General features: G+C 60.1%; 16 protein-coding genes and 1 pseudogene. 11 read left to right on the top strand and 6 right to left on the bottom strand.

Going from position 1 to position 20,624, the window contains the following annotated elements; translation table 11 throughout:
• The first annotated feature begins 514 nt into the window (after nucleotides 1-514).
• From ACP7B0_RS18880 to ACP7B0_RS18855, 6 genes are all read left to right on the top strand, one after another.
• Nucleotides 515-2,272 carry a carbamoyltransferase family protein gene (locus ACP7B0_RS18880; protein WP_426143090.1) on the top strand — a complete coding sequence of 586 codons (1,758 nt, stop codon included), beginning with the start codon at nucleotides 515-517 and terminating at the stop codon, nucleotides 2,270-2,272.
• Entirely contained in the window at nucleotides 2,256-3,386 is a 1,131-nt protein-coding gene (locus ACP7B0_RS18875; RefSeq protein WP_426143089.1) for a glycosyltransferase, read from the top strand. Before ACP7B0_RS18880 ends, ACP7B0_RS18875 begins: the two co-directional genes overlap by 17 nt.
• Nucleotides 3,386-4,282 (top strand): antimicrobial resistance protein Mig-14, encoded by an 897-nt coding sequence (locus ACP7B0_RS18870; protein WP_426143088.1) that lies wholly within the window; start codon nucleotides 3,386-3,388, stop codon nucleotides 4,280-4,282. The genes ACP7B0_RS18875 and ACP7B0_RS18870 overlap by 1 nt, the downstream gene beginning before the upstream one ends.
• Nucleotides 4,279-5,688: a PIG-L deacetylase family protein gene (locus tag ACP7B0_RS18865; RefSeq protein WP_426143087.1), complete on the top strand. Its 1,410-nt coding sequence runs from the start codon at nucleotides 4,279-4,281 to the stop codon at nucleotides 5,686-5,688. Before ACP7B0_RS18870 ends, ACP7B0_RS18865 begins: the two co-directional genes overlap by 4 nt.
• 31 nt (nucleotides 5,689-5,719) lie before the next feature.
• Complete coding sequence (locus ACP7B0_RS18860) at nucleotides 5,720-6,676, top strand: glycosyltransferase family protein (protein ID WP_426143086.1); 957 nt, start codon at nucleotides 5,720-5,722, stop codon at nucleotides 6,674-6,676.
• 282 nt (nucleotides 6,677-6,958) lie between these two features.
• Nucleotides 6,959-8,059, top strand: a complete 1,101-nt coding sequence (locus ACP7B0_RS18855) for a glycosyltransferase (RefSeq protein ID WP_426143085.1) — start codon at nucleotides 6,959-6,961, stop codon at nucleotides 8,057-8,059.
• An 18-nt stretch (nucleotides 8,060-8,077) separates the two neighbouring features.
• Here the strand turns inward: ACP7B0_RS18855 and ACP7B0_RS18850 are convergent, their stop codons facing one another.
• Complete coding sequence (locus ACP7B0_RS18850; protein WP_426143084.1) at nucleotides 8,078-8,683, bottom strand: toluene tolerance protein; 606 nt, start codon at nucleotides 8,681-8,683, stop codon at nucleotides 8,078-8,080.
• A gap of 106 nt (nucleotides 8,684-8,789) precedes the next feature.
• On the opposite strand from ACP7B0_RS18850, the pseudogene ACP7B0_RS18845 reads away from it, so the two are divergent.
• The 3 genes and pseudogenes from ACP7B0_RS18845 to hldE all read left to right on the top strand — a co-directional run.
• Nucleotides 8,790-9,716 (top strand): annotated as a pseudogene (locus ACP7B0_RS18845) (O-antigen ligase family protein); the annotation flags it as partial.
• Nucleotides 9,717-9,980: 264 nt separating this feature from the next.
• Nucleotides 9,981-11,789 carry a lipid A export permease/ATP-binding protein MsbA gene (msbA, locus tag ACP7B0_RS18840; RefSeq protein ID WP_426143104.1) on the top strand — a complete coding sequence of 603 codons (1,809 nt, stop codon included), beginning with the start codon at nucleotides 9,981-9,983 and terminating at the stop codon, nucleotides 11,787-11,789.
• Between the two features lie 189 nt (nucleotides 11,790-11,978).
• Nucleotides 11,979-13,400: a bifunctional D-glycero-beta-D-manno-heptose-7-phosphate kinase/D-glycero-beta-D-manno-heptose 1-phosphate adenylyltransferase HldE gene (gene hldE / locus ACP7B0_RS18835; RefSeq protein ID WP_426143083.1), complete on the top strand. Its 1,422-nt coding sequence runs from the start codon at nucleotides 11,979-11,981 to the stop codon at nucleotides 13,398-13,400.
• Nucleotides 13,401-13,465: 65 nt separating this feature from the next.
• Here hldE and ACP7B0_RS18830 read toward each other — a convergent pair whose 3' ends face one another.
• Genes ACP7B0_RS18830 through ACP7B0_RS18815 form a run of 4 tightly spaced genes read right to left on the bottom strand, consistent with a single transcriptional unit; the run spans nucleotide 13,466 to nucleotide 16,831 of the window.
• Nucleotides 13,466-14,425, bottom strand: a complete 960-nt coding sequence (locus tag ACP7B0_RS18830) for a metal ABC transporter ATPase (RefSeq protein WP_426143082.1) — start codon at nucleotides 14,423-14,425, stop codon at nucleotides 13,466-13,468.
• Nucleotides 14,426-14,461: 36 nt separating this feature from the next.
• The gene (locus ACP7B0_RS18825) at nucleotides 14,462-15,277 is read right to left on the bottom strand and encodes an aldo/keto reductase (RefSeq protein WP_426143081.1); all 816 of its coding nucleotides are present in this window, start codon (nucleotides 15,275-15,277) and stop codon (nucleotides 14,462-14,464) included.
• Nucleotides 15,274-16,449 (bottom strand): NAD(P)/FAD-dependent oxidoreductase, encoded by a 1,176-nt coding sequence (locus ACP7B0_RS18820; RefSeq protein ID WP_426143079.1) that lies wholly within the window; start codon nucleotides 16,447-16,449, stop codon nucleotides 15,274-15,276. The genes ACP7B0_RS18825 and ACP7B0_RS18820 overlap by 4 nt, the downstream gene beginning before the upstream one ends.
• A gap of 49 nt (nucleotides 16,450-16,498) precedes the next feature.
• A complete protein-coding gene (locus tag ACP7B0_RS18815; protein WP_426143078.1) occupies nucleotides 16,499-16,831 on the bottom strand; it encodes a DMT family transporter in 333 nt (110 codons plus the stop codon).
• Nucleotides 16,832-16,922: 91 nt separating this feature from the next.
• On the opposite strand from ACP7B0_RS18815, the gene ACP7B0_RS18810 reads away from it, so the two are divergent.
• The gene (locus tag ACP7B0_RS18810; RefSeq protein WP_426143077.1) at nucleotides 16,923-17,807 is read left to right on the top strand and encodes a LysR family transcriptional regulator; all 885 of its coding nucleotides are present in this window, start codon (nucleotides 16,923-16,925) and stop codon (nucleotides 17,805-17,807) included.
• 14 nt (nucleotides 17,808-17,821) lie between these two features.
• Nucleotides 17,822-19,096, top strand: coding sequence for a lipid IV(A) 3-deoxy-D-manno-octulosonic acid transferase (waaA, locus tag ACP7B0_RS18805; RefSeq protein ID WP_426143075.1), 1,275 nt, complete (start codon nucleotides 17,822-17,824; stop codon nucleotides 19,094-19,096).
• Between the two features lie 53 nt (nucleotides 19,097-19,149).
• Here the strand turns inward: waaA and ACP7B0_RS18800 are convergent, their stop codons facing one another.
• A complete protein-coding gene (locus ACP7B0_RS18800) occupies nucleotides 19,150-20,589 on the bottom strand; it encodes a TolC family outer membrane protein (RefSeq protein ID WP_426143074.1) in 1,440 nt (479 codons plus the stop codon).
• Nucleotides 20,590-20,624: the final 35 nt, after the last annotated feature.

The raw sequence follows: 20,624 nt of genomic DNA, 5'->3' as shown, positions 1-20,624 counted from the left end.
AGCTCGATGGATGGGTCCAGCTCCTCCACCCGGCCATAGCGCACCGGCAGCAGTTGCAGGGTCTGGCTCATCAACGGGCACATCCCGCCGGCATCGGGCGCATCCGCGCTTTTGGAGCAGGCGATCAGGTTGGCCATATGGCCCCGTGGGGTCTGGAAGGGATGAGTCATTGCAGGCTCCTTGCCTTTGAGCGGGCGCTCTCTCTGAGAACCAGGGTCAGATGGGCGCGCGCGACGAGGCACAACCGGATCCCTGAATAAGGGCGGCAGAGTGGCTTATGAGCGGGATGGGCTCAATGCGTCCAAAGGGGTTTGGGAAAAGGCCTACAACAAATGTCGTGTCCGGTCCCGTGGCTGACGGTCAGGCGATGGTTGAGGATTTGCTCAATGCCCAGCAAATCCACTTGTCATTACGCTATAATCCCGCGCTTTAGCTGTTCCTCGCCTGCGGGCGAGAGCACACATTTTTCTCAGGCGCCTGCCGCCTGCATGCAGACTAAAGAGGCTAGACCCTAGTGGCATTGACGATCCTTGGCCTGTCCGGCGCCCTTAGCCATGATCCTTCCGCGGCCTTGTACATCGACGGCAAGCTCGTCGCGGCGGCTGAAGAAGAGCGCTTCGTTCGCGATAAGCATGCAAAGAATCGCATGCCCTACGAGTCGGCGAAGTTCTGCCTGGAGCAGGCGGGCATCAAGCCTTCGGATGTGGATGTGGTGGCGATTCCTTTCGCGCCCATCAGTCTGTTCGGCAAGGCGCGCTGGCACTATGCCAAGCGTTACTGGTACGCCCCGGATCGTGCGCTGGACGCGCTGCTGATGGGCAACCGCCGTTACAAGCGCTACCGCAACAAGATCGTCTGGTGCCTTGAGCAACTGGGTTTCGATCCGAAGAAAATCAAGATCGAGCCGGTCGAGCACCATCTGGCCCACGCTTCCAGCGCTTACCACTGTTCCGGTTTCAAAGAGAAAACCGCGATCATGGGCATCGATGGCAAGGGTGAGTACGCCACGACGTTCTTTGGCTACGGCGAAAACGGCAAGATCCACAAGATCAAAGAGTTTTTCGACCCGGACTCCCTGGGCGGCCTTTATGGCGCGATCACCGAATTCCTTGGTTTCGAGATGCTCGATGGCGAGTTCAAGGTCATGGGCATGGCGCCCTACGGCGACGCCAGCAAATACGATTTCTCGCGTCTTGCGACCTTCGAGAACGGCGAGTTGGTGATCAATACCGAACTGGCCAACGTGATCGGCCTGCGTCGCTATAAAGAGAACGGCAAAGGCTTCTATTTCTCGCCCAAGCTGATCGAGTGGCTGGGTCCCAAGCGTGTGGGCGACGTGGCTGATGAGCCCTACATCCATTACGCCGCCAGCATGCAAGCGCTGTTCGAGAAGCTGGCGTTGCAGATGATGGATCACTACCTGGGCGACATCCTCAAGGAAACCGGCAAGATTGCATTTGCGGGTGGCTGTGCGCTGAACGTCAAGTTGAACCAGAAGATCATTGCACGCCCTGAGGTCAAGGAGCTGTTCGTGCAGCCGGCTTCCGGCGACGCGGGCACGGCGGTGGGCGCGGCGGCTTATGTGTCCCACGCACGCGGCGTGCCGGTGGAGAAGATGGAACACGTCTACCTCGGCCCGTCCTACAGCAACGAAGACGTGATCGCCGCTTGCGCCCGTCATCCGAGCAAACCGGTGTGGCGCCAGATCGAAAACACCCCCGAGCGCATCGCCAGAATCATGGTCGAGGGCAATCCGGTGGCCTGGTTCCAGGGCCGCATGGAGTTCGGCCCGCGTGCGTTGGGCGGTCGTTCGATTATCGGCTGCCCAAGCGTTGCGGGTGTTGCGGATCGCATCAACCATCAGATCAAGTTCCGCGAGCGCTGGAGGCCTTTCTGCCCGTCGATGCTCGACACCGTTGCGCCACAGATGATCAAGATCGATCACCCGGCCCCGTTCATGACCTTCACCTTTGAAGTGGCCGAAGAATGGAAAACCCGCGTGCCGGAAGTCGTCCACGAGGACGGCACTTCTCGCGCCCAGGTGCTCAAGCGCGAATACAACCCGCGTTACTACGACATGATGAAGGCCCTGGAAAACCTGACCGGCAACGGGGTGTCGTTGAACACGTCACTGAACCGTCGCGGCGAACCGATGATCTGCTCGCCTACCGATGCCTTGAACATGTTCTTCGGCTCGGACCTGGAATACCTGATCATGGAAGACATTCTGGTGGTCAAAGACGGCGTGGAAACCTATGACACGCTCGGCTGAGCGTCATGTGCTGCAGTTCTGCCACGGCTATGATGGCCCGTTTCTGGACTGCGCCCGGCAATACGCCAGCCTGTTCGCCGGCAAGGGTTACCGTGTCACCACGGTATTCCTGACCGGCACTGCCGATGCCGAGGTAGCCGAGGGGTGTGCTTCGGATGAGGTGTTGTTTCTGGAGTACAGCTCCAAGGCTATCCGGGGCCTGAAAATCAACGCGATTCGCGATCTGCGCAAGATCGTCGCGTCCCGGGACTTCAGTTTCTGCATCGCTCATCGCTTCAAACCCGTCTACATCGCCCTGCTGGCGACGCGCCTGCCTGTCATCGGCGTGCACCATGCCTTCGGCGACTACCAGCGCCGTAGCCGTAAGCTGTTCGCGCATATTTTCCGCTGGCGTCTGAGCCTGCTCGGTGTGTCCGATGCGGTGCGCGACGACATGCGCAAAAGTTTGCCGAAATGGCCCACCGGGCGTATCCAGACCTTGTACAACCGGATCGATATCGAGCAGCTCCAGGCCAGCCAGTTTTCCGCTGCACAGGCCCGTGAAGAGCTGGGTCTGTCGCCATCGGCCTGGATTGTCGGCAATGTCGGGCGGCTGCACCCGGACAAGGATCAGGCCACGTTGCTGCGCGGGTTCGCCCAGGCGTTGCCTGAGTTGCCGCCGGGGAGCCAGTTGGTGATTCTTGGCAAGGGCCGCCTTGAGCAGGACCTCAAGGAGCTGGCGCTGGAGTTGGGTATTGGCTCCCAGGTGCTGTTTCTCGGGCAGGTTCCGGATGCGCGCCGTTATTACAAGGCTTTCGACGTGTTTGCCCTCAGCTCGGACCACGAACCGTTCGGCATGGTCCTGCTGGAGGCCATGGTCGCTGGCGTGCCGGTGTTGGCAACGTCTTGCGGCGGGGCGAAGGAAGTGGTCGAAGGTGTGGGTGTGCTATTCCCGATGGGGGATGTCGAACGATTGGCTCAGGGGTTGCTTCACTTGTCGGCACTGGATGCCGAACAGCGTCAGGCCTGTGCCGATCTGATGCTGCTGCGCCTGCGCGAGCGTTTCTCCGATCAAGCGGTGCGTGACGTGTTCTGGCGTCTGCCGCAGGTCGCCAGTGTGACGGCGGAGTCTTGATGCTCAACCGATTTCAAGGCTGGCGTGAGCGTGGCTGGAGTCTGATCGATGCCCAGGCTTATCAGCAGGCCTGGCAGCGTTTCGGCGGTAGCGTAGCGACGCACCCTTTGGTGGTTGAGCGCCTTGCCGGGTTGGCTGAAATCCCCGTGCGTTATCTGGCCTGGGAGCAAGACGGCGATATCAAGGCCGCAATCCCGACCTGGGGGCGTTCGCTGGCGCTGTCCAAAGACGTGCTGAAAAGCCGGGGGAAAAAGGGCCTGTTCGATCTGGGTAACGCCGAGCTGATCCTGCCCGTGGCCGCCGATGCACAGGTGCCGGTGCGCCATCGCGGGCGTTATCTGTCGGCCCTAAATGAGGGCCGCGTGACCACCTTCAAACCCCAGGCGGAATCCCTGGCAATGGCGCGTACGCCTGAAGAGCTGTCGAAAAAATTCCGCTACAACCAGCGCCGTGAACTGCGCCTGCTGGAAGAGGCTGGCGGCATCGTTCGTCCGGTCAGCGAATTCAGCAGTGTCGACATGGCGCGCATGTATTGCGACCTTTTCCAGCGGCGTTGGGGGTTTCCCGCCACCGGAGCCGAGAGAATGGGCGAAGTGATTGAACTGCTGCGGGAGTTCCTGACGGGCTCGGTGATCTTCCTCAATGATGCGGCTATCGCTATTCAACTGGTGTATCGCGTTGAAGCGCCCGAGTGGATCAGCGTCGAATACGTCAATGGTGGCGTGGACCCCGAAACGCGCGACTTCAGCCCTGGCAGCGTATTGAGTTTTCTCAATACCCAAAGTGCCTGGGAAGAGGCTCGCACGCTGGGCAAGCCGCTGCGCTTCTCGTTCGGTCGCGCCGATCGCGAGTACAAGGATCGATGGTGTAACTCCGTGCCGGTATTCCAGATTTGAGTCGTAAACAACAGTTGCTCAAGCGCCATCGCCGTAACAAGCGTGTGGCGCTGCTGATCGGCGTGCTCTTGCTGATGACCGTTGGTGTACTGGTAGCGTGGTGGTTGCCATTGCTGCTGGCGCTGCTCGGTTGGATGGCTCACGAAGCATGGTTTGCCGACCATCTGTTTTATTCGCCTAAAGACGACTACCTCTACAATTTTGCGAAAGACGCCGAGGTGTCTGGCGTCAGCCTGGCAGGGGATAGTCTGCGTGTTGATGCGCCCCTGGTCCTGGCGGGCGACGAGACCCTGATTCTGGCGATCACACTCAGCAGCACCTGGCTCGGACGATTTCTGGATCCGGCTGTTGAACTGACGGGGGCTGACGTCGCGGACTGCCAGGCGTTCGAACGTGGTGTAGACGGCGTACGTTATCTGAACCTCAGCGGGCTGGGCGCTTCGCTGGCTGACGGCACCTTGCGGCTCAGGGGACGGTTTTGCCGCCTCAAGGGTTCGCCGCGTCTTTGGGTTTTTCGCCAGCCTGATGCCCGCCAGCAAAAAGTCATGGTCATCGCGCCTCATGCAGACGATGCGGAACTGGCGGCGTTCGGGCTGTACAGTCAGGCGCAGGATGCGTGGATCGTAACCCTGACTGCCGGCGAAATCGAAGCCGAGCACTATCAACAGATGGGGATGGACAAGACCGAGGCTGCCCGCATCAAGGGCCGATTGCGGGCCTGGGACAGCATCGCCGTTCCACGCTGGGGCGGCGTTCCCGAGGCGCAGTGCGTGCAGCTCGGTTATTTTTGTCTGCAACTGCCCGCCATGCAGGCGGCGCCGGATCAACCCATCGCTTCACGCGAGGCTGACCTGAGCGACACCCGTCTGTTTCGCCGATTCAACTCGGTGCAATTACCCGGTGATGCCGACGGCGCGCCAACCTGGAACAACCTGCTGGCTGATCTGCGGGCGCTGCTGTTGCTGGCTCGCCCCCAAGTGCTGGTGATGCCGCATCCGGCTATCGACCCTCACCCTGACCATATTTGCGCCCAGGCTGCGGTGCTCGAAGCGCTGCAAGGGCTGGAGTGGCAGCCGCAGGTGATGCTGGGCTACGCCAATCACCTGCATGACAATGATCGCTGGCCCATGGGTAACGCCTACAGTGGCGTCAGCTTGCCGCCTGTCTTCGACAGCACGCTGGAGCTGACGCCCTATAGCCTGCAATTGTCTGTCTCGCAACAGCGCGATAAAGCCATGGCGCTGGGTATGATGCACGACCTGCAACCCCCCATGCCGCTCAAGCGCAAGTTGCGGCGTTGTTTGCAGCGTTTGCTGGCGGGCCGTCACTGGCCGGCCGAAGGTGAAAACGAATTTTACAGAAAGGCTGTCCGCCGGCATGAGCTGTTCTGGCGCAAGAACAGCTGATACAGCAGGCTGCGGAACTGCAAGGAAAATAATGAAAGTTCTACTTCTGGTCCAGAAAGAACAACGAGCCATTCTGGATCGCCTGTATGAAGGCATCGCCGCGCACTGCGAATGTGATCTGCGCTGGCTGACATCCGCCGAACAGCGAAATCTGCGGGGCTATTTTCGCCGCGAAGTCGACGTCACCCAATACGACCGGATCGTCTTTTTCCTGCGTTTCAAACAGGAAATCCGTCAGGTGAGCTTCATTCGCACGGTGCCCAATCTGGTGATCCTCGAACACGATGCCTACCAGAACTACATTTCCTGCAAGTACACCGGAAAATTCAGCGCCCATTATCGGAAACTGCCGTGGGTACGAATTATCAGCTCCGGGTTTATAGTGAGCGAGCGTTTGCGGGCCGAAGGTTTCGATGCGGTATTCGTCCCCAAAGGCTATGACCAGAGCCTGCTACAGGATCAGGGGCGCGAGCGGGATATCGAACTGGCCTTTGTCGGCAGCACCAACAGCGTGGCCTACAGCGGTCGCAAGGCTCTGCTCGACGAGTTGGGCCAGGTGGAAAATCTGGTGGTGACGCGTACCAAGTCCGGCGAGGAATACTGCGATACCCTCAACCGGATTAAATTTTTCGTCAGTGCCGATGTCGGTATGGGCGAGTACATGATCAAGAATTTCGAGGCCATGGCCTGCGGGTGCGTTTTACTGGCCTATGATCAGGGAGAGGGAGAAAATGCCGCGCTGGGCCTGCGGGATATGGACACCGTAGTGCTTTACAGCAACATCCCGCAGTTACAGGCGAAACTCGCCGTGTTGCGCGGTGACCCGCAATTGGCGGCTCGTATTGCTGCCAACGGCCGTAATCTGGCAATGTCGCAATTCAGTTTTGCAACCATTGGCCAACGTATTGTCAAAGAGCTTGAGCCTGCGCTTCGAGCACCTGCACCTTTGACGTGGCTTGAGCGTTTGCGTGCGACTTTTGGCGTCTGATTTCCATCCTCAGGCGTCGTTTCACGGCCGGTATGCGCCAATAAAAGTGACGCCATGGCGTTATTGAAATTCAAGTGCAGCGTGAAGTCGGCGCTGTGGTTATACCTACTGTTTTCAGGTTTCACTGGATACCCCCTTCGTTCGCCTTGCTTTCTGGCGCATTGCTCACCGGGACAAGTGAATACTGGGCTTACGCTGCCGTTTGGAGTGTGCATTGGTTTTACCAAAGATTGATTGCGTCCGTGCAGACCCTGGCTTTGCTTCGTCGGGGCTTATTGTCCGATGAGCATCATTAATGTGATGTGGGCCAGCGGCTCGCCGTTTTCCTCGGTCCACAAGGTTCATCAGCAGATCGTTTCGCAGATCGATCCGAGCATCGAGATCAAGACCTGGTTTCTTCAGGGAGATATCAATGACTGCTCCGAGCCTGTAAAAGACGCCCGCGAATGGCGTCTATCTTCACGATTACTCAAAGAGCGTCATGTCTGGCGCCTGCTCAAGCCCTGGATGCAGGCGCGGTTACGTAATGCTCTGCTGGAATGTGGCGCAAAAGTGATGTTGCTGGACGGCCTTGGCGTCGCCCGGGTGATGTTGCCTATCCTGAAAAACATACCGGGCGTGCGCGCCGTCGTGGTCTTCCATGGCGCCACGCGCTTGCGCGAGCAGCACCGTTCGCTGTTTCGTCAGTTTCCGGCCGAGCGCCTGACCCTTGCGGCAGTCTCGCAGACCCTCGCGTTGACATTGCAGGACGATCTGCAAATGCCTGTACAGGCATTGCGCAGCGCGCTGGAGCCCGAGGCGTTTGGCACCCGGTTGCTGACCCGCACTCAGGCGCGTCAAGTGCTGGGTCTGCCCTCTGACGGTATTCGCGTGCTTGGCGCGGTGGGTCGGCTGGTCTCGGACAAGGGGTTCGATTATCTGCTGGACGCTTTCGCTCAATCGGCGATGCGCTATCCGGATCTCAATCTGGTGATTATTGGCGAAGGCCCGGATCGAGGGATGCTGGAACGCAAGATCAAGCAATTGGGCCTGACGGGCCGGGCGTTTTTGCCGGGTCACAAACCTGGGCTGGCCAAGCTGTATCGCGGTTTCGACTGGGTGGCGATTCCGTCCCGGGAAGAAGGCCTGGGGCTGGTTTTGCAGGAAGCGGTCATTGCCGGTGTGCCGGTGTTGGTCAGCGATCTGGACGTGTTCCGCGAGCAACTGGGTGATGCTGGCTTTTATGTACCGGTCGCCGATGTCAGCGCCTGGGTCAGCGCTATCGAAACACTGATCGGGCAGGAAGGCGCCAGTGTTTCCGCCTCCCAGTTTCAGGCGCTTGCGCCAGCGGCAGCCTGGGAGCGTTTTTGTGAGGACTCCCGAACCCTGTTGTCGATCAGCTGAACGGTCGGCCCAGGTGTTTCAGGCCGCGAGCAAGGCCCGTTCCAGCGCTTGCAAAGGGAATTCGTCCGCAAGGTTCTCGCGCTTGATATAGCTGGAAAAGTGCTGGAGGTTACGTTTTTTCAGGCGCTCGGAAAGCGGAGCTCTCAGGAAGCGCATATCAGCGACATCAATCAACCCCAGCTTCTCCTCCGGTGTGACGACGATGTTGCCCAGATGCAACGACCTGAAATAAATCCCCGATTGATGCAGACTGCGCACCAGCTCGATAAGCGCCGGGAGGCGTTCTTGCCAACTGAAGCCTGGTTGGCTGGCCAGTTGACGCAGGGTTTGACCGGGCAGTGGCCGATACAGAACCGCTGTCATGCCGGGTTTATCCAGCGTGTAGAAATGCGTCACCTTGAGGGTAGGTACCCCAAGCTTCTCGAGCTTTACCGCGTTGTCGATGAAGCGTTTGGAGTAAGGGCGCAACAGGGCCGACGAAAACCAGCGCTTGCGTCGGAACAGTTTAAGGATTTTGCCATCCTGCAACATGTACACTTTCGCGCCATAGCTGTCGGCCTCCAGCACTTTGGCGCCGACGATCATTTGATTTAAAGCGGCCTTTGAGAGCCGAAAGCATTGCATCAGTAGAAAGCCTTGTGGGAATGCGAGCGGATTGACGCGCAATGATGCCGAAAAGTTGCCGCTTTCACCATGCCGGGCTGGGCTGGTCTGAAAATTAGGAGTCAGGATGTACGCACGCCGTTGGGCACAAGTCTGGTTATCCGCCGGGCTGCTGTGGTTTTTGCTGGCCATTGCTTTCGCTCCCTCCAACAAGATTTACCAACAAGGCCTGGTGGCGTTGGTCTGGCTGCCCGGCCTGGCCCTGGCCTGGTCAGCGCGCGCCCGGTTAGGTGAGTTCTGGCGCCAGCAGCGTCTTTTGTGCGTTTCCCTGTTGCTGCTGGGACTTTGGTCGACCATCAGTCTTTACTGGTCCCACGCCGAAGAGCCCGGGCGAGAATTCAAGCGCATGCTGTACATCGGGCTGTTCGTGCTCTTCTTCCCGATGCTGGCCAATGCCCGGCCGGATCGGGTGATCCGCCTGATGCAATGGGCGGGAATCGGCATGGCGCTGGCTGCGCTGGTATCGATGATCGAATTCTTTGGCATCCGGCATAACCTGTGGCATGCACGTCTGGAGGGGATTGGTGAGCTCTCTCACCCCATTCTGGGCGCTTATGTGGTTGGGCTCGCCGCTGTCTGGATGCTGATGTGGCCGCCGAAAAGACGCCCATTGCAGTTGCTCTGGCTGCTGGCGCTGGGGCTGACGGGCGCGTTTGTCGTGATGTCTCAGAGTCGCGGCGCGGTACTGGCGTTGTTCTTCACCGTTGTAGCAATGCCGATATGGTGTCGAAATCGTCCTGCCTATCTGGTCGCCGCTGCAGCTGTATTATTGGCCGGTGTCGGATTCTGGCTGCTCGAACCGCTGATGCTGGCGCGGGGTTCATCGTACCGGCCCGAAATATTCGTCGCGGCAATCAAGATGATCGCCATACACCCATGGATTGGCCTTGGCCTGGGGACGCCGTACGACGTTGTGGTCGCCGACGGTCTACGCTTTGATCACTCGCACAATCTGTTTACCCATACGGCCATCCAGCTGGGAATCCCCGGCATGTTGCTATGGGCCGTGGCCTGGCTGGCGGTGCTGCGTGAAGCGTGGCGCGGCCGCGATACACCCATGGGGCGCGGCCTGTTGGGCATGTGGCTATTCTCAACGCTTGCCATGCAGTTCGATGCGGCCAGCCTCACCGGCACGCCGCGGGCCGAGTGGTTTATCAGTTGGCTGCCGATTGGTCTTGCCACGGTCATGGTTTGGGCCAGGGCCCAGCGCGAAGCCTGTGATAAAATCGCGCGTTCCTCCACTTCAGCGAGCTTTACGATGAGTGACAAAGCGTCCGATGCCGGACAAAGCTCCAGCCTGAAAATCTATTTCCGACTGTTGAATTACGTCAGGCCCTATATCGGGATCTTCCTGCTCAGCATCATCGGCTTCGTCATTTTTGCCTCCACCCAGCCTATGCTGGCGGGCATCCTGAAGTATTTCGTCGATGGCCTCAGCAACCCGGAAGCGGTGCTGTTTCCCAATGTTCCTTACCTGCGTGACCTGCAACTGTTGCAAGCGGTGCCGCTGCTGATTGTGCTGATTGCCGCCTGGCAAGGGCTGGGTTCGTATCTGGGCAACTATTTCCTGGCCAAGGTTTCCCTGGGGCTGGTGCACGACCTTCGGGTCGAGTTGTTCAACAAGCTGCTGGTGTTGCCCAACCGCTATTTCGACACCCATAACTCGGGGCATCTGATTTCCCGTATCACCTTCAACGTGACCATGGTGACGGGCGCCGCGACCGATGCGATCAAGGTTGTGATCCGCGAAGGTCTGACCATCGTTTTCCTGTTCATTTACCTGCTGTGGATGAACTGGCAACTGACTCTGGTGATGCTGGCAATCCTGCCACTGATCGCCACGATGGTCGGTAGCGCGAGCAAGAAATTCCGCAAACAGAGCAAGAAAATCCAGGTTGCCATGGGTGACGTGACTCACGTGGCTTCCGAGACCATTCAGGGTTATCGCGTGGTTCGCAGCTTCGGTGGCGAAAAATACGAGCAGGACCGCTTTGCCAACGCCAGTCAGAGCAACACCGACAAACAACTGCGCATGACCAAGACCGGCGCTGTTTACACGCCGATGCTGCAACTGGTGATCTACACCGCCATGGCCGTGTTGATGTTCCTGGTGCTGTTTCTGCGTGGGGACGCGACGGCGGGTGATCTGGTGGCCTACATCACGGCCGCTGGCCTTTTGCCCAAGCCGATCCGGCAGTTGTCGGAAGTCAGCTCAACCATTCAAAAAGGTGTAGCTGGTGCGGAAAGCATATTCGAACAGTTGGATGTAGAACCAGAGTTTGACACCGGTTCGGTCGAGCGCGAGCGCGTGACCGGCCATCTGGAAGTCAAAAATCTGAGCTTCACGTATCCCGGCACCGAGCGTCAGGTTCTGGATGACATCAGTTTTGCCGCCGCTCCAGGGCAGATGATTGCGCTGGTAGGGCGCTCGGGCAGCGGCAAGTCGACGCTGGCCAACCTGATTCCGCGTTTCTATCAGCACAGCACCGGGCAGATCCTGCTCGATGGCGTCGAGATCAGCGACTACACCCTGCGAAATCTGCGCCGCCACATTGCGCAGGTGACTCAGAGTGTCACGCTGTTTAACGACAGCGTCGCCAACAATATCGCCTATGGCGACCTGGCCGGCGCGCCACGTGCCGACATTGAAGCGGCGGCGGCAGACGCCTACGCCAAGGAGTTCATCGATCAACTGCCCCAGGGCTTTGATACGCAGGTCGGCGAAAACGGCGTGTTACTTTCCGGCGGTCAGCGCCAGCGTCTGGCAATTGCTCGGGCACTCTTGAAGAACGCTCCTCTCTTGATCCTCGATGAAGCCACGTCGGCGCTGGATACCGAATCCGAGCGTCACATTCAGGCCGCGCTGGACCATGTGATGAAAGGTCGCACCACGCTTGTGATCGCTCACCGGTTGACCACCATCGAACGGGCTGACCTGATCCTGGTGATGGACGCCGGTCGAATCGTCGAGCGGGGCACTCACGCCGAGCTGTTGGCGCAGAACGGCTACTACGCGCGCCTGCACGCCATGGGCCTGGATGAGCCCGCTCCGGTCGGGGCGATCTAGGTATCGGTTAAAAATCTGCAGGCGGCAGGCTCTTTCATGATGGCGATCCGCTTTATTCGGGAGGCGATATTCCCGATAAAGCGGAGCGAATGCCTCGTCAACACGTTGACTCCCGCTGCTCAGACTTACGCCTGCCAAAAAACCCTGTGCTAAGATTCCGCCCCTGTCCATTTAGTCACGGGTTGTTCGATGAAGTTGTCCATGCCGCGTTTCGATCAGGCACCAGTCTTGGTAGTGGGCGATGTCATGCTCGACCGCTATTGGCATGGCGGTACCTCACGGATTTCGCCGGAGGCGCCGGTACCGGTCGTCAGGGTCGAGCAGATCGAGGATCGCCCAGGCGGTGCCGCCAACGTTGCCTTGAACATTGCCGCGCTGGGTGCTCCGGCTTCGCTGGTAGGCGTTACCGGCGAAGACGAGGCTGCCGAAAGCCTGGCCAATAGCCTCAAGGCTGCTGGTGTAGTGGCGCGTTTCCAGCGCATTGCTCATCAGCCGACCATCGTCAAGCTGCGGGTCATGAGCCGTCATCAGCAATTGCTGCGCATTGACTTTGAAGAACCCTTCTCGACCGACGCCCAGGCGCTGAGCGCCGAGGTAGACGGCCTGCTGGAAGGCATCAAAGTGCTGGTGCTGTCCGATTACGGCAAGGGTGCGCTGAAAAACCATCAGGTGTTGATTCAGTCGGCCCGTGCTCGCGGTATTCCGGTGCTCGCGGACCCAAAGGGCAAGGATTTTGCCATCTACCGCGGGGCCAGCGTCATCACGCCTAACCTCAGCGAATTTGAAGCCATCGTCGGCCATTGTGTGGACGAGGCCGAGCTGGTCGCCAAAGGCGCCCAGTTGATGAGCGAGCTGGAACTTGGCGCGTTGCTGGTGACGCGTGGCGAGCACGGCATGACCCTGCTGCGTCCTGATCATCCTGCGCTGCATCTGCCCGCACGCGCCCGTGAAGTGTTCGACGTAACGGGTGCCGGTGATACCGTTATTTCCACGCTTGCGGCGGCTATCGCTGCTGGCGAAGAACTCCCCCACGCGGTTGCCTTGGCTAATCTGGCTGCGGGTATCGTGGTGGGCAAGCTGGGCACGGCGGCCATCAGCGCCCCGGAGTTGCGTCGGGCCATTCAGCGCGAAGAAGGTTCCGAGCGCGGTGTGCTGAGCCTGGACCAGTTGCTGCTGGCCATTGACGATGCGCGTGCCCACAAGGAAAAAATCGTATTCACCAATGGCTGCTTCGACATCCTGCATGCCGGCCACGTGACGTATCTGGAGCAGGCACGGGCCCAGGGTGATCGCTTGATCGTCGCGGTCAACGACGATGCCTCTGTCAGTCGCCTGAAAGGGCCGGGCCGACCGATCAACAGCGTTGACCGGCGCATGGCAGTACTTGCCGGTTTGGGCGCTGTGGACTGGGTAATCAGTTTCCCTGAAGGCACCCCGGAAAACCTGCTGAGCCACGTAAAACCGGACGTGCTGGTCAAAGGCGGTGATTACGGGATCGATCAGGTGGTCGGCGCCGACATCGTTCAGGCGTACGGCGGCACCGTGAAAGTGTTGGGGCTGGTTGAAAACAGCTCAACGACGATGATTGTGGAGAAGATTCGGCGGCAGTAACCGGGTTCGGATTTATCGCGGAACTCGTTGGATCGCCACCCCGGTCGCTCCAACGAGACGCTTGCTCAGCCTTTCAAACCCTTCACCAACCCCAGCAATTGCCGGGCCTTGCCGGTCAGGCGCTTGAGGCCGGTTTTTTTCGGTGGTGGGGTCATTCCCTGCTGGCGCAGCCAGTCTTTCCAGCGAATTCGCTCGTCCCGCACAACCCAACCGTCCTGAGCGGCAAAGCTCTCCGCCAGATAAAGCCCGCGTGTCCCGGCTGGCGTCAGCTTGTCGCGTTTAAGCGTGTAAAGCTCGGGCAACGGCACGCCGTTTTCCAGCGGCATCAGGTAAAGGTCGGGCTTGCTGCGATTCAGGCGTGCCACCAGTTGATCGTTTTCCAGGCATTCATCCACATGGAACAGGCTCAGCGGTCGAGCTTCCTTGGGCACTTCCAGGCGCATGTCGTAGATCAACTGCAAAGACGCCGTGGGCAGGTGCACATAAGCGCGAGGCCGTTCGATCAGCGTCATGCTGCCGCAACGCACCGGCAGGGCAGCTCCGGACAAGGGTGACAGGCGAAAGGGCATCGCTTCCCGGTAGTGCAGCGCTGCCGAGTAGGGCGCTGGCAACCAGGTGTCGTTAAAGCGTCCGCTCAGCCAGCCTTGGGGCGTTTCGATGAGGCATTCTTCGGCGACTTCCTGAATCGCGGTGTGCAGCGGCAGATTCAGCTCGTGAGCCGGAACATAGCCGGAAATCAGTTTGAGGACGATGTCGCCACGGTCCCGTCGACGCTGACGCACCAGCACCCAGTAATCGCGGTTCTGCCAGTTCAGGGTCAGCCGTACCGAAACCCCGAGATTGGCCAGCTCCGTGGCGAAGCGAGAACTGTCCTCCACTTCGATCTTGCGGCGGCGTTGCAGGGTCTGGGAAAAATTCAGAGGCATCCCGATGCTCTGGTAACTCAGGCCTTCGGGAGTGGCTTCGACAAACAACGGCAGGGTCTTGAAATTATTGGGGTTCTTCCGGATCAGGGTTCGCGGCATTTCGGCTCCTTCTTGCGTTGGGGTCGACCGCCTGCATCAGGCCAGGCGGCGAATCACGGCAGCGGCAGTGGCGACGTTATGGGCCAGATGGAGCGGATTAATGGTGCCGACAATAGCACTGGCAACGGCCGGATGCTCAAAGAGCAGCTGAAAACTGGCCTGTACCGGATCAACGCCCGGACTCAGGCACACATGGCCACTGGCAAGCGCCTTCTTGATCAGGATGCCCTTGGAGTGCGCAGTGGCGTAGTCCAGTACTGGCTTTTCGCCCTGCTCGTTGAGGTTGTAGGTGACCATTGCGCAATCGCCTTCGCGCAGCGCCAGCAGGCCTCCTTCCACGGTTTTTCCGGAAAAGCCGAAGCCACGAATCTTGCCCTCGCGTTTGAGCTGCGCCAGGGTCGGATACACTTCGCTGTCGTTGAGAATCGCCAGATCGTTGCCGTCGGAATGCACTAACACCAGGTCGATAAAATCGGTTTCCAGGCGTTTCAGGCTGCGCTCCACGGATCTGCGGGTATGTTCAGCGCTGAAGTCGTGGCTTGATTGCCCGGCGTCAAACTCTTCACCCACCTTGCTGACGATCACCCAGTCCTGACGCTGACCGCGCAGCAGAGGGCCGAGGCGCTCCTCGCTGGTGCCGTAGGCGGGGGCAGTGTCGATGAGGTTGATGCCCATGTCCTTGGCCATGTTCAGCAACATCTGCGCCTGTTGATCGTCGGGGATCGTGAAACCGTTGGGGTACTTGACCCCTTGATCCCGGCCCAGCTTGACCGTGCCCAGGCCCAGCGGCGAGACCATCAGGCCGGTGCTGCCCAGCGGGCGGTGCAGATCGTGCAGCGTTTTGACGGTCATGGCAGCAATTGATCCCAGACTGGAACCGCCATCGGCGGTCGCGGCAGACCCACCAGTGGCGGCTGCGGCGTTGGATGGACTTCATCATGAGACAGTGCGGCCAGTACCCGGTCGGCGAAATCAGGGGCCAGTGCCAGTTTGGTAGGCCAGCCGATCATCAGGCGATCCTGCACGTTGAGGTACGCGTTGTCAGGACGCGTCAGACCAGACTGAGCCGGTTCCGCACGGTCTACGCGCAGCGTTGCCCACTGCGCCTGACTGAGATCAATCCAAGGCAGCAAAGTGCCCAGTTCTTTTTTCACAGCGGCGATTTGTGCGGCAGGCTCCCGGGCGACACCGTCAGCCTCGGCCACGTCACCGCCGACGTACCATACCCATTGACCATCGGCTGCCGGGTGAGTCGTAACGGTCAGGCGCGGCTTGGGCCCGCCGCCCAGGCAATGGGCGTACAAGGGTTTGAGCGTCGCGCCCTTGACCAGCACCATGTGCAGCGCACGGCGTTGCATGGTCGGCTGGGACACGCCGAGTACCTTGAGCAGGTCGGCGTTACCCGCGCCCGCGCTGAGCACCACCCGTTGCGCGATCACATCGCGACCGTCAATGCGCAGGCCGATCAGTTTCTCGCCATCGTGCAGGGGTTCGATGTCCTGCCCGGCCAGCAGACTGTCACCGGCCAGTTCTGAGAGGCGTGTAATCAGGCTCGGCACATCGACCACCAGTTCGGCCAGCCGGTACACCTTGCCTTTGAATTTCGGGTCTTGCAGCGCTGGGGGGAGGTCTTCGCCTTTGACTTGATCCACACGGCCGCGCACGGCCTTGCTGGCGAAGAAGCTGGTGAGATTGCCGGCGAGTGTGCCAGGCGACCACAAGTAATGCGCCTCGGACAGCAGGCGCACGCCGGTCAGGTCTACCTCGCCCTTGCCCGACAGCGCTTCACGCCAGCGGCGCGGCATGTCGGCAATGGCTTCGGAAGCCCCGGACAGCGCGCCATGCAGCGCGTATTTTGCGCCGCCATGAATAATGCCCTGGGACTTCAGGCTTTGCCCGCCTCCCAGTGTCGAACGTTCGACCAGAACGGTGGAGAATCCCTGGCGACGCAGACGGGCATTGAGCCAGAGGCCAGCAACGCCGGCACCGACGATCAGAACGTCAGTGGAAATAGCAGAAGGCATGAGCACCTCAGTGGCCGGAAGAATGCGGCCATTATAGAGGATCGCGTTTTCAATGCCCGGCGGTTTTTGAGAACAGCTGGATGACCACCACGCCCGCGACGATCATCGCCATGCCCAGGATCGCGGGCAGGTCGAGCTTCTGCCCGTAAATGAACAGCGCCGCGACGCTGACCATGACAATCCCCATGCCCGCCCACACGGCATAGGCGACACCGACAGGAATGGTGCGAACCACCAGGATCAGCATCCAGAAGGCAATGGCGTATCCGCAAATGACCAGCAGCAACGGCAGCGGCGTGCTCAGCCCTTTAACGGCCTTCATGGAAACAGTGCCGATGACTTCAGCGCAGATGGCAATGGCCAGCAGGTAATAAGCAGACATGGGATAACTCCTCTTCCAGGCTGTGCATTTTAAGGGGCGCTGAAGTGGGGTAAAGTCATTACCTATCTGTAATGGAGATAGGTAGAGCGCCATGCGATGGAATATCGAGCACATACGCCTGTTTGTCAGCGTGGCCGAGCAGCGTTCGTTTTCGGCGGTTGCCCGGGACATGCGTCGTGCTCAGTCGGCGGTGAGCAGTGCGGTGGCCATGCTTGAGTCCGACCTGGGCGTCAGCCTGTTCGAGCGCAGCAGCGGACGGCAGCCGCGCTTGACCGAAGCGGGCACCGCGCTGCTCGAGGAGGCTCGCGAGTTACTGCGCCAATGCGAACGCCTCGACGGTCGGGCGCTGGCCTTGGCCCGTGGGCAAGAAGCCCGGCTAAGACTGGCCCATGATGAAGCCATGCCCTATCAGCCGGTGCTGGACGGCCTCGAAGAGCTGGCTGATCGCTTTCCCTTGGTCGAAGTCCAACTGGCGTGTACGGCTCAGGGCGAAGTAGCCCGCAGGCTGCTGGAGCGCAGCGCTGATCTGGGCTTGCTGTTTCATCACGAAAAAATGCCCGAGGCCCTGGAACGGCGAGGGCTGGGCAACGTGGAAATGGTCACTGTCTGTGCCGTGGGTCATCCGCTGGCCAATCAGCCAAGAGTGAGTCGTCAGCAGCTTGGCCGCCACCGCCAATTGCTCATCGCGCCCCAGCAAAGCGGTTATCCCGGCGGCGAACAGCTCAGCGCCCAAGTCTGGCGGGCTGACAGTTTCTACGTCATGGCGGAATTACTCATGCGTGGCTTGGGGTGGGCCTGGCTGCCGCGCCATGTGGTGCAGTATCCGGCGTATCAGAATCAGATGGTCGAGCTGGACAGCGAATGGACGCCGCCCCCTTTGGTGGTGGAGATGGTCTGGCGGCGCGACGAGCCCCTTGGCCCGGCCGCGCAGTGTCTGGCCGAAAGTTTTGCCCGTCATTTGCAGGCCATTGGCTGATAAACTCCGCGCCCATGAATAGAACTCTATACACCCTGCTGTTTCATCTCGGCCTGCCGTTGGTGGCCTTGCGACTGTGGCTGCGTGCGCGCAAGGCGCCTGCGTATCGACAACGGATCGGCGAGCGTTTCGCCCTGAGTCTGCCGCCCATGCAGCCGGGGGGGATCTGGGTGCATGCGGTCTCCGTGGGCGAAAGCATCGCGGCCGCGCCAATGATTCGGGCGTTGCTGGCGCGTTATCCTCAACTGCCGATCACCATCACCTGCATGACCCCCACGGGCTCGGAGCGGATCAAGGCGATGTTCGCCAGCGAGCCGCGTATTCAGCATTGTTACCTGCCCTATGATTTGCCTTGGGCGGCCAGCCGCTTTCTTGACCATGTCCGGCCGGTGCTGGGCGTTATCATGGAAACAGAGCTGTGGCCCAATCACATCAATCAGTGCGCCAGGCGCGGCATTCCGGTGGTGTTGGCCAACGCTCGATTGTCGGAGCGTTCAGCGCGGGGCTACGGGAAATTCGCCGGACTGACCCGACCCATGCTGGCGCAAATGAGCTGGATCGCGGTGCAGACCGAAGCCGAGGCCCAGCGCTTTCGGGATTTGGGCGCACGCCCCGAATGCGTGGCGGTGACCGGCTCGATCAAGTTTGATTTGAGTATTGACCCGCAGTTGCTCCGGGACGCGGCCAGCCTGCGCGAACAATGGCAGGCTACCCGGCGCCCCATCTGGATCGCCGCCAGCACCCATGCCGGGGAAGACGAAAGTGTGTTGTCGGCTCATCGGCAGCTGTTGATTGGCCATCCTGACGCGCTGCTGATCCTCGTGCCGCGTCATCCCGAGCGGTTTGCCAGCGTGCATGAGTTGTGTGTGCAGCAAGGTTTCGTGACGGTACGGCGCTCGTCGAAACAGGCGGTCAGCCCGCAAACGGCGGTGTTGCTCGGCGATACCATGGGCGAATTGTTGTTTCTCTACGCGCTGGCCGACATCGCATTTGTCGGCGGCAGCCTAGTGCCCAATGGCGGCCATAACCTGCTGGAGCCTGCCGCACTGGCCAAACCGGTGCTGAGCGGGCCGCACCTGTTCAACTTTCTGGAAATCGCCGCGCTGCTGCGGGCTGCCGGGGCGCTGTCGGAAATCACTGACGCCCCGAGCCTTTCAGCCGCCGTGCAGCACCTGATAGACCAGCCGCAACAAGCGAGCACCATGGCCAATGCCGGGTTGCAGGTGATGAAGGCCAATCAAGGGGCCTTGCAGCGGTTGTTGGACGGGATTGAACGGTTGGTTAAATAACGATTCCGTTGGAGCGAGGCTTGCCCGCTCGCTCCAATAGGGACAGGCAGCGATTATCGCTGCGCGGGCCTTTCAAAATTCTTGCGCGCTGCTTCAGCCAGGTCTGGCGGCAGGAAGTCTTTGTCCGGGTTGTAGTCCGGTTTCAAGTAACGCGACAGGTCTTGCAAGTCCGCAGGGCTCAAGGTTCCAGCGGCCTGCTTCAAGCGCAGGTTGTCCAGGATGTAGTCGTATCGGGTGTTGTTGTAGTCCCGCACCGACGCATACAACTGGCGCTGCGCATCCAGCACGTCGACGATATTGCGGGTGCCCACCTGATAGCCGATTTCCGTGGCTTCCAGCGCACTCTGGTTGGAAATGATCGACTGCTTGCGTGCCTGTACCTGCTCGACATCGGTGTTCACCGCACGGTGCAGATTACGAGTGTTTTCCACCACCTGACGCCGCAGGCTTTCGCGGTTTTGCTCGCTTTGAGTGAGACGCGAATAGGCCTCGCGAACCTGTGAGCTGGTCAGGCCGCCGCTGTAGATCGGAATATTCAGCTGTACGCCAATGCTGCGTTGCTCCACATCGCCCCTGTAGTTCTGCCCGGTGTAGTTGGGGTTAGTGAAGCCCAGCGAATCGTTGTCACCCCGCTGGTAGGTAGCCACCGCATCGAGGGTTGGCGCATGCCCGGCCTTGCGCTGGCGCAGGGTTTCTTCGGCCGCGCTCACCGCGTAGTTGCTCGCCAGCAGATTCAGGTTCTGCCGCGCGGCGGTATCGACCCAGGCCTTGGCATCATTGGGTGTCGGTGCCAGCACGGGCAAGGTGTGGACGATGCCTTCGATGGCGTTGTATTCCCGATTGGTCAGCGTTACCAGGGTCTGAAACGCATCGTCCACCTGACGCGCAGCGATGATGCGATTGGCCCGCGCCGTGTCATAGCTGGCCTGGGCCTGCAGCACGTCGGTTTTGTCCGAGAGCCCGACGTCAAAGCGCTCGTTGGCTTGATCCAGCTGTCGCTTGAGCGCGGCTTCTTCGGCCTTGGTCGAGGCCAGGTTGTCCTGGGCGCGCAGCACCGTGAAATAGTCCTGGGCACTTTGCAGAATCAGGTTCTGTTCGGTGGCCGAGAGTTCCAGCGCGGCTTGTTCGTTGACGGCTTCAGCGGCCTGCAACTGGTACCAGCGGTCGGCGCGGAAGATCGGCTGACTGAGCGTTGCCTGATACACCGTGCCGCTGCGGGTTGCGGTGATATTGGGCTGGTTGATGCTGGTACGGGTGTTGTTCACATCGGCACCGGCCGACAAGTTGGGCAGCAACCCGGCACGCGCCTGAGGCACGACTTCCTTGCGGGCCTCGTAGTCAGCGCGGGAGGCCGCCAGGTCGGCGTTGTTGTCGACCGCTTGCTGATAAACGTTGACCAATCCGGTTTTGGTCGCGAGAGGCAAGTCCGCTGCCCAGGCCATGGCGTTACACGTACACGACACGGCGATGGCCAATGAAAATTTGCGCAGCATGGTGCATTCCCTGTTGGAGTGATGGTGCTGGTTCG

It is taken from the genome of Pseudomonas sp. DWP3-1-2, assembly GCF_049896285.1.
Classification (GTDB): domain Bacteria; phylum Pseudomonadota; class Gammaproteobacteria; order Pseudomonadales; family Pseudomonadaceae; genus Aquipseudomonas.
Note: the sequence above shows the minus strand (reverse complement) of the source record. Positions and strands in the feature narration are given on the sequence as shown.

Excerpts from the sequence above, each read along its gene's own strand:
- ACP7B0_RS18875 (WP_426143089.1), top strand. The coding sequence starts at position 2,256 with ATGACACGCTCGGCTGAGCGTCATGTGCTGCAGTTCTGCCACGGCTAT.
- ACP7B0_RS18870 (WP_426143088.1), top strand. The coding sequence starts at position 3,386 with ATGCTCAACCGATTTCAAGGCTGGCGTGAGCGTGGCTGGAGTCTGATC.
- ACP7B0_RS18860 (WP_426143086.1), top strand. The coding sequence starts at position 5,720 with ATGAAAGTTCTACTTCTGGTCCAGAAAGAACAACGAGCCATTCTGGAT.
- ACP7B0_RS18855 (WP_426143085.1), top strand. The coding sequence starts at position 6,959 with ATGAGCATCATTAATGTGATGTGGGCCAGCGGCTCGCCGTTTTCCTCG.
- ACP7B0_RS18850 (WP_426143084.1), bottom strand. The coding sequence starts at position 8,683 with ATGCAATGCTTTCGGCTCTCAAAGGCCGCTTTAAATCAAATGATCGTC.
- msbA (WP_426143104.1), top strand. The coding sequence starts at position 9,981 with ATGAGTGACAAAGCGTCCGATGCCGGACAAAGCTCCAGCCTGAAAATC.
- hldE (WP_426143083.1), top strand. The coding sequence starts at position 11,979 with ATGAAGTTGTCCATGCCGCGTTTCGATCAGGCACCAGTCTTGGTAGTG.
- ACP7B0_RS18830 (WP_426143082.1), bottom strand. The coding sequence starts at position 14,425 with ATGCCGCGAACCCTGATCCGGAAGAACCCCAATAATTTCAAGACCCTG.
- ACP7B0_RS18825 (WP_426143081.1), bottom strand. The coding sequence starts at position 15,277 with ATGACCGTCAAAACGCTGCACGATCTGCACCGCCCGCTGGGCAGCACC.
- ACP7B0_RS18820 (WP_426143079.1), bottom strand. The coding sequence starts at position 16,449 with ATGCCTTCTGCTATTTCCACTGACGTTCTGATCGTCGGTGCCGGCGTT.
- ACP7B0_RS18815 (WP_426143078.1), bottom strand. The coding sequence starts at position 16,831 with ATGTCTGCTTATTACCTGCTGGCCATTGCCATCTGCGCTGAAGTCATC.
- ACP7B0_RS18810 (WP_426143077.1), top strand. The coding sequence starts at position 16,923 with ATGCGATGGAATATCGAGCACATACGCCTGTTTGTCAGCGTGGCCGAG.
- waaA (WP_426143075.1), top strand. The coding sequence starts at position 17,822 with ATGAATAGAACTCTATACACCCTGCTGTTTCATCTCGGCCTGCCGTTG.
- ACP7B0_RS18800 (WP_426143074.1), bottom strand. The coding sequence starts at position 20,589 with ATGCTGCGCAAATTTTCATTGGCCATCGCCGTGTCGTGTACGTGTAAC.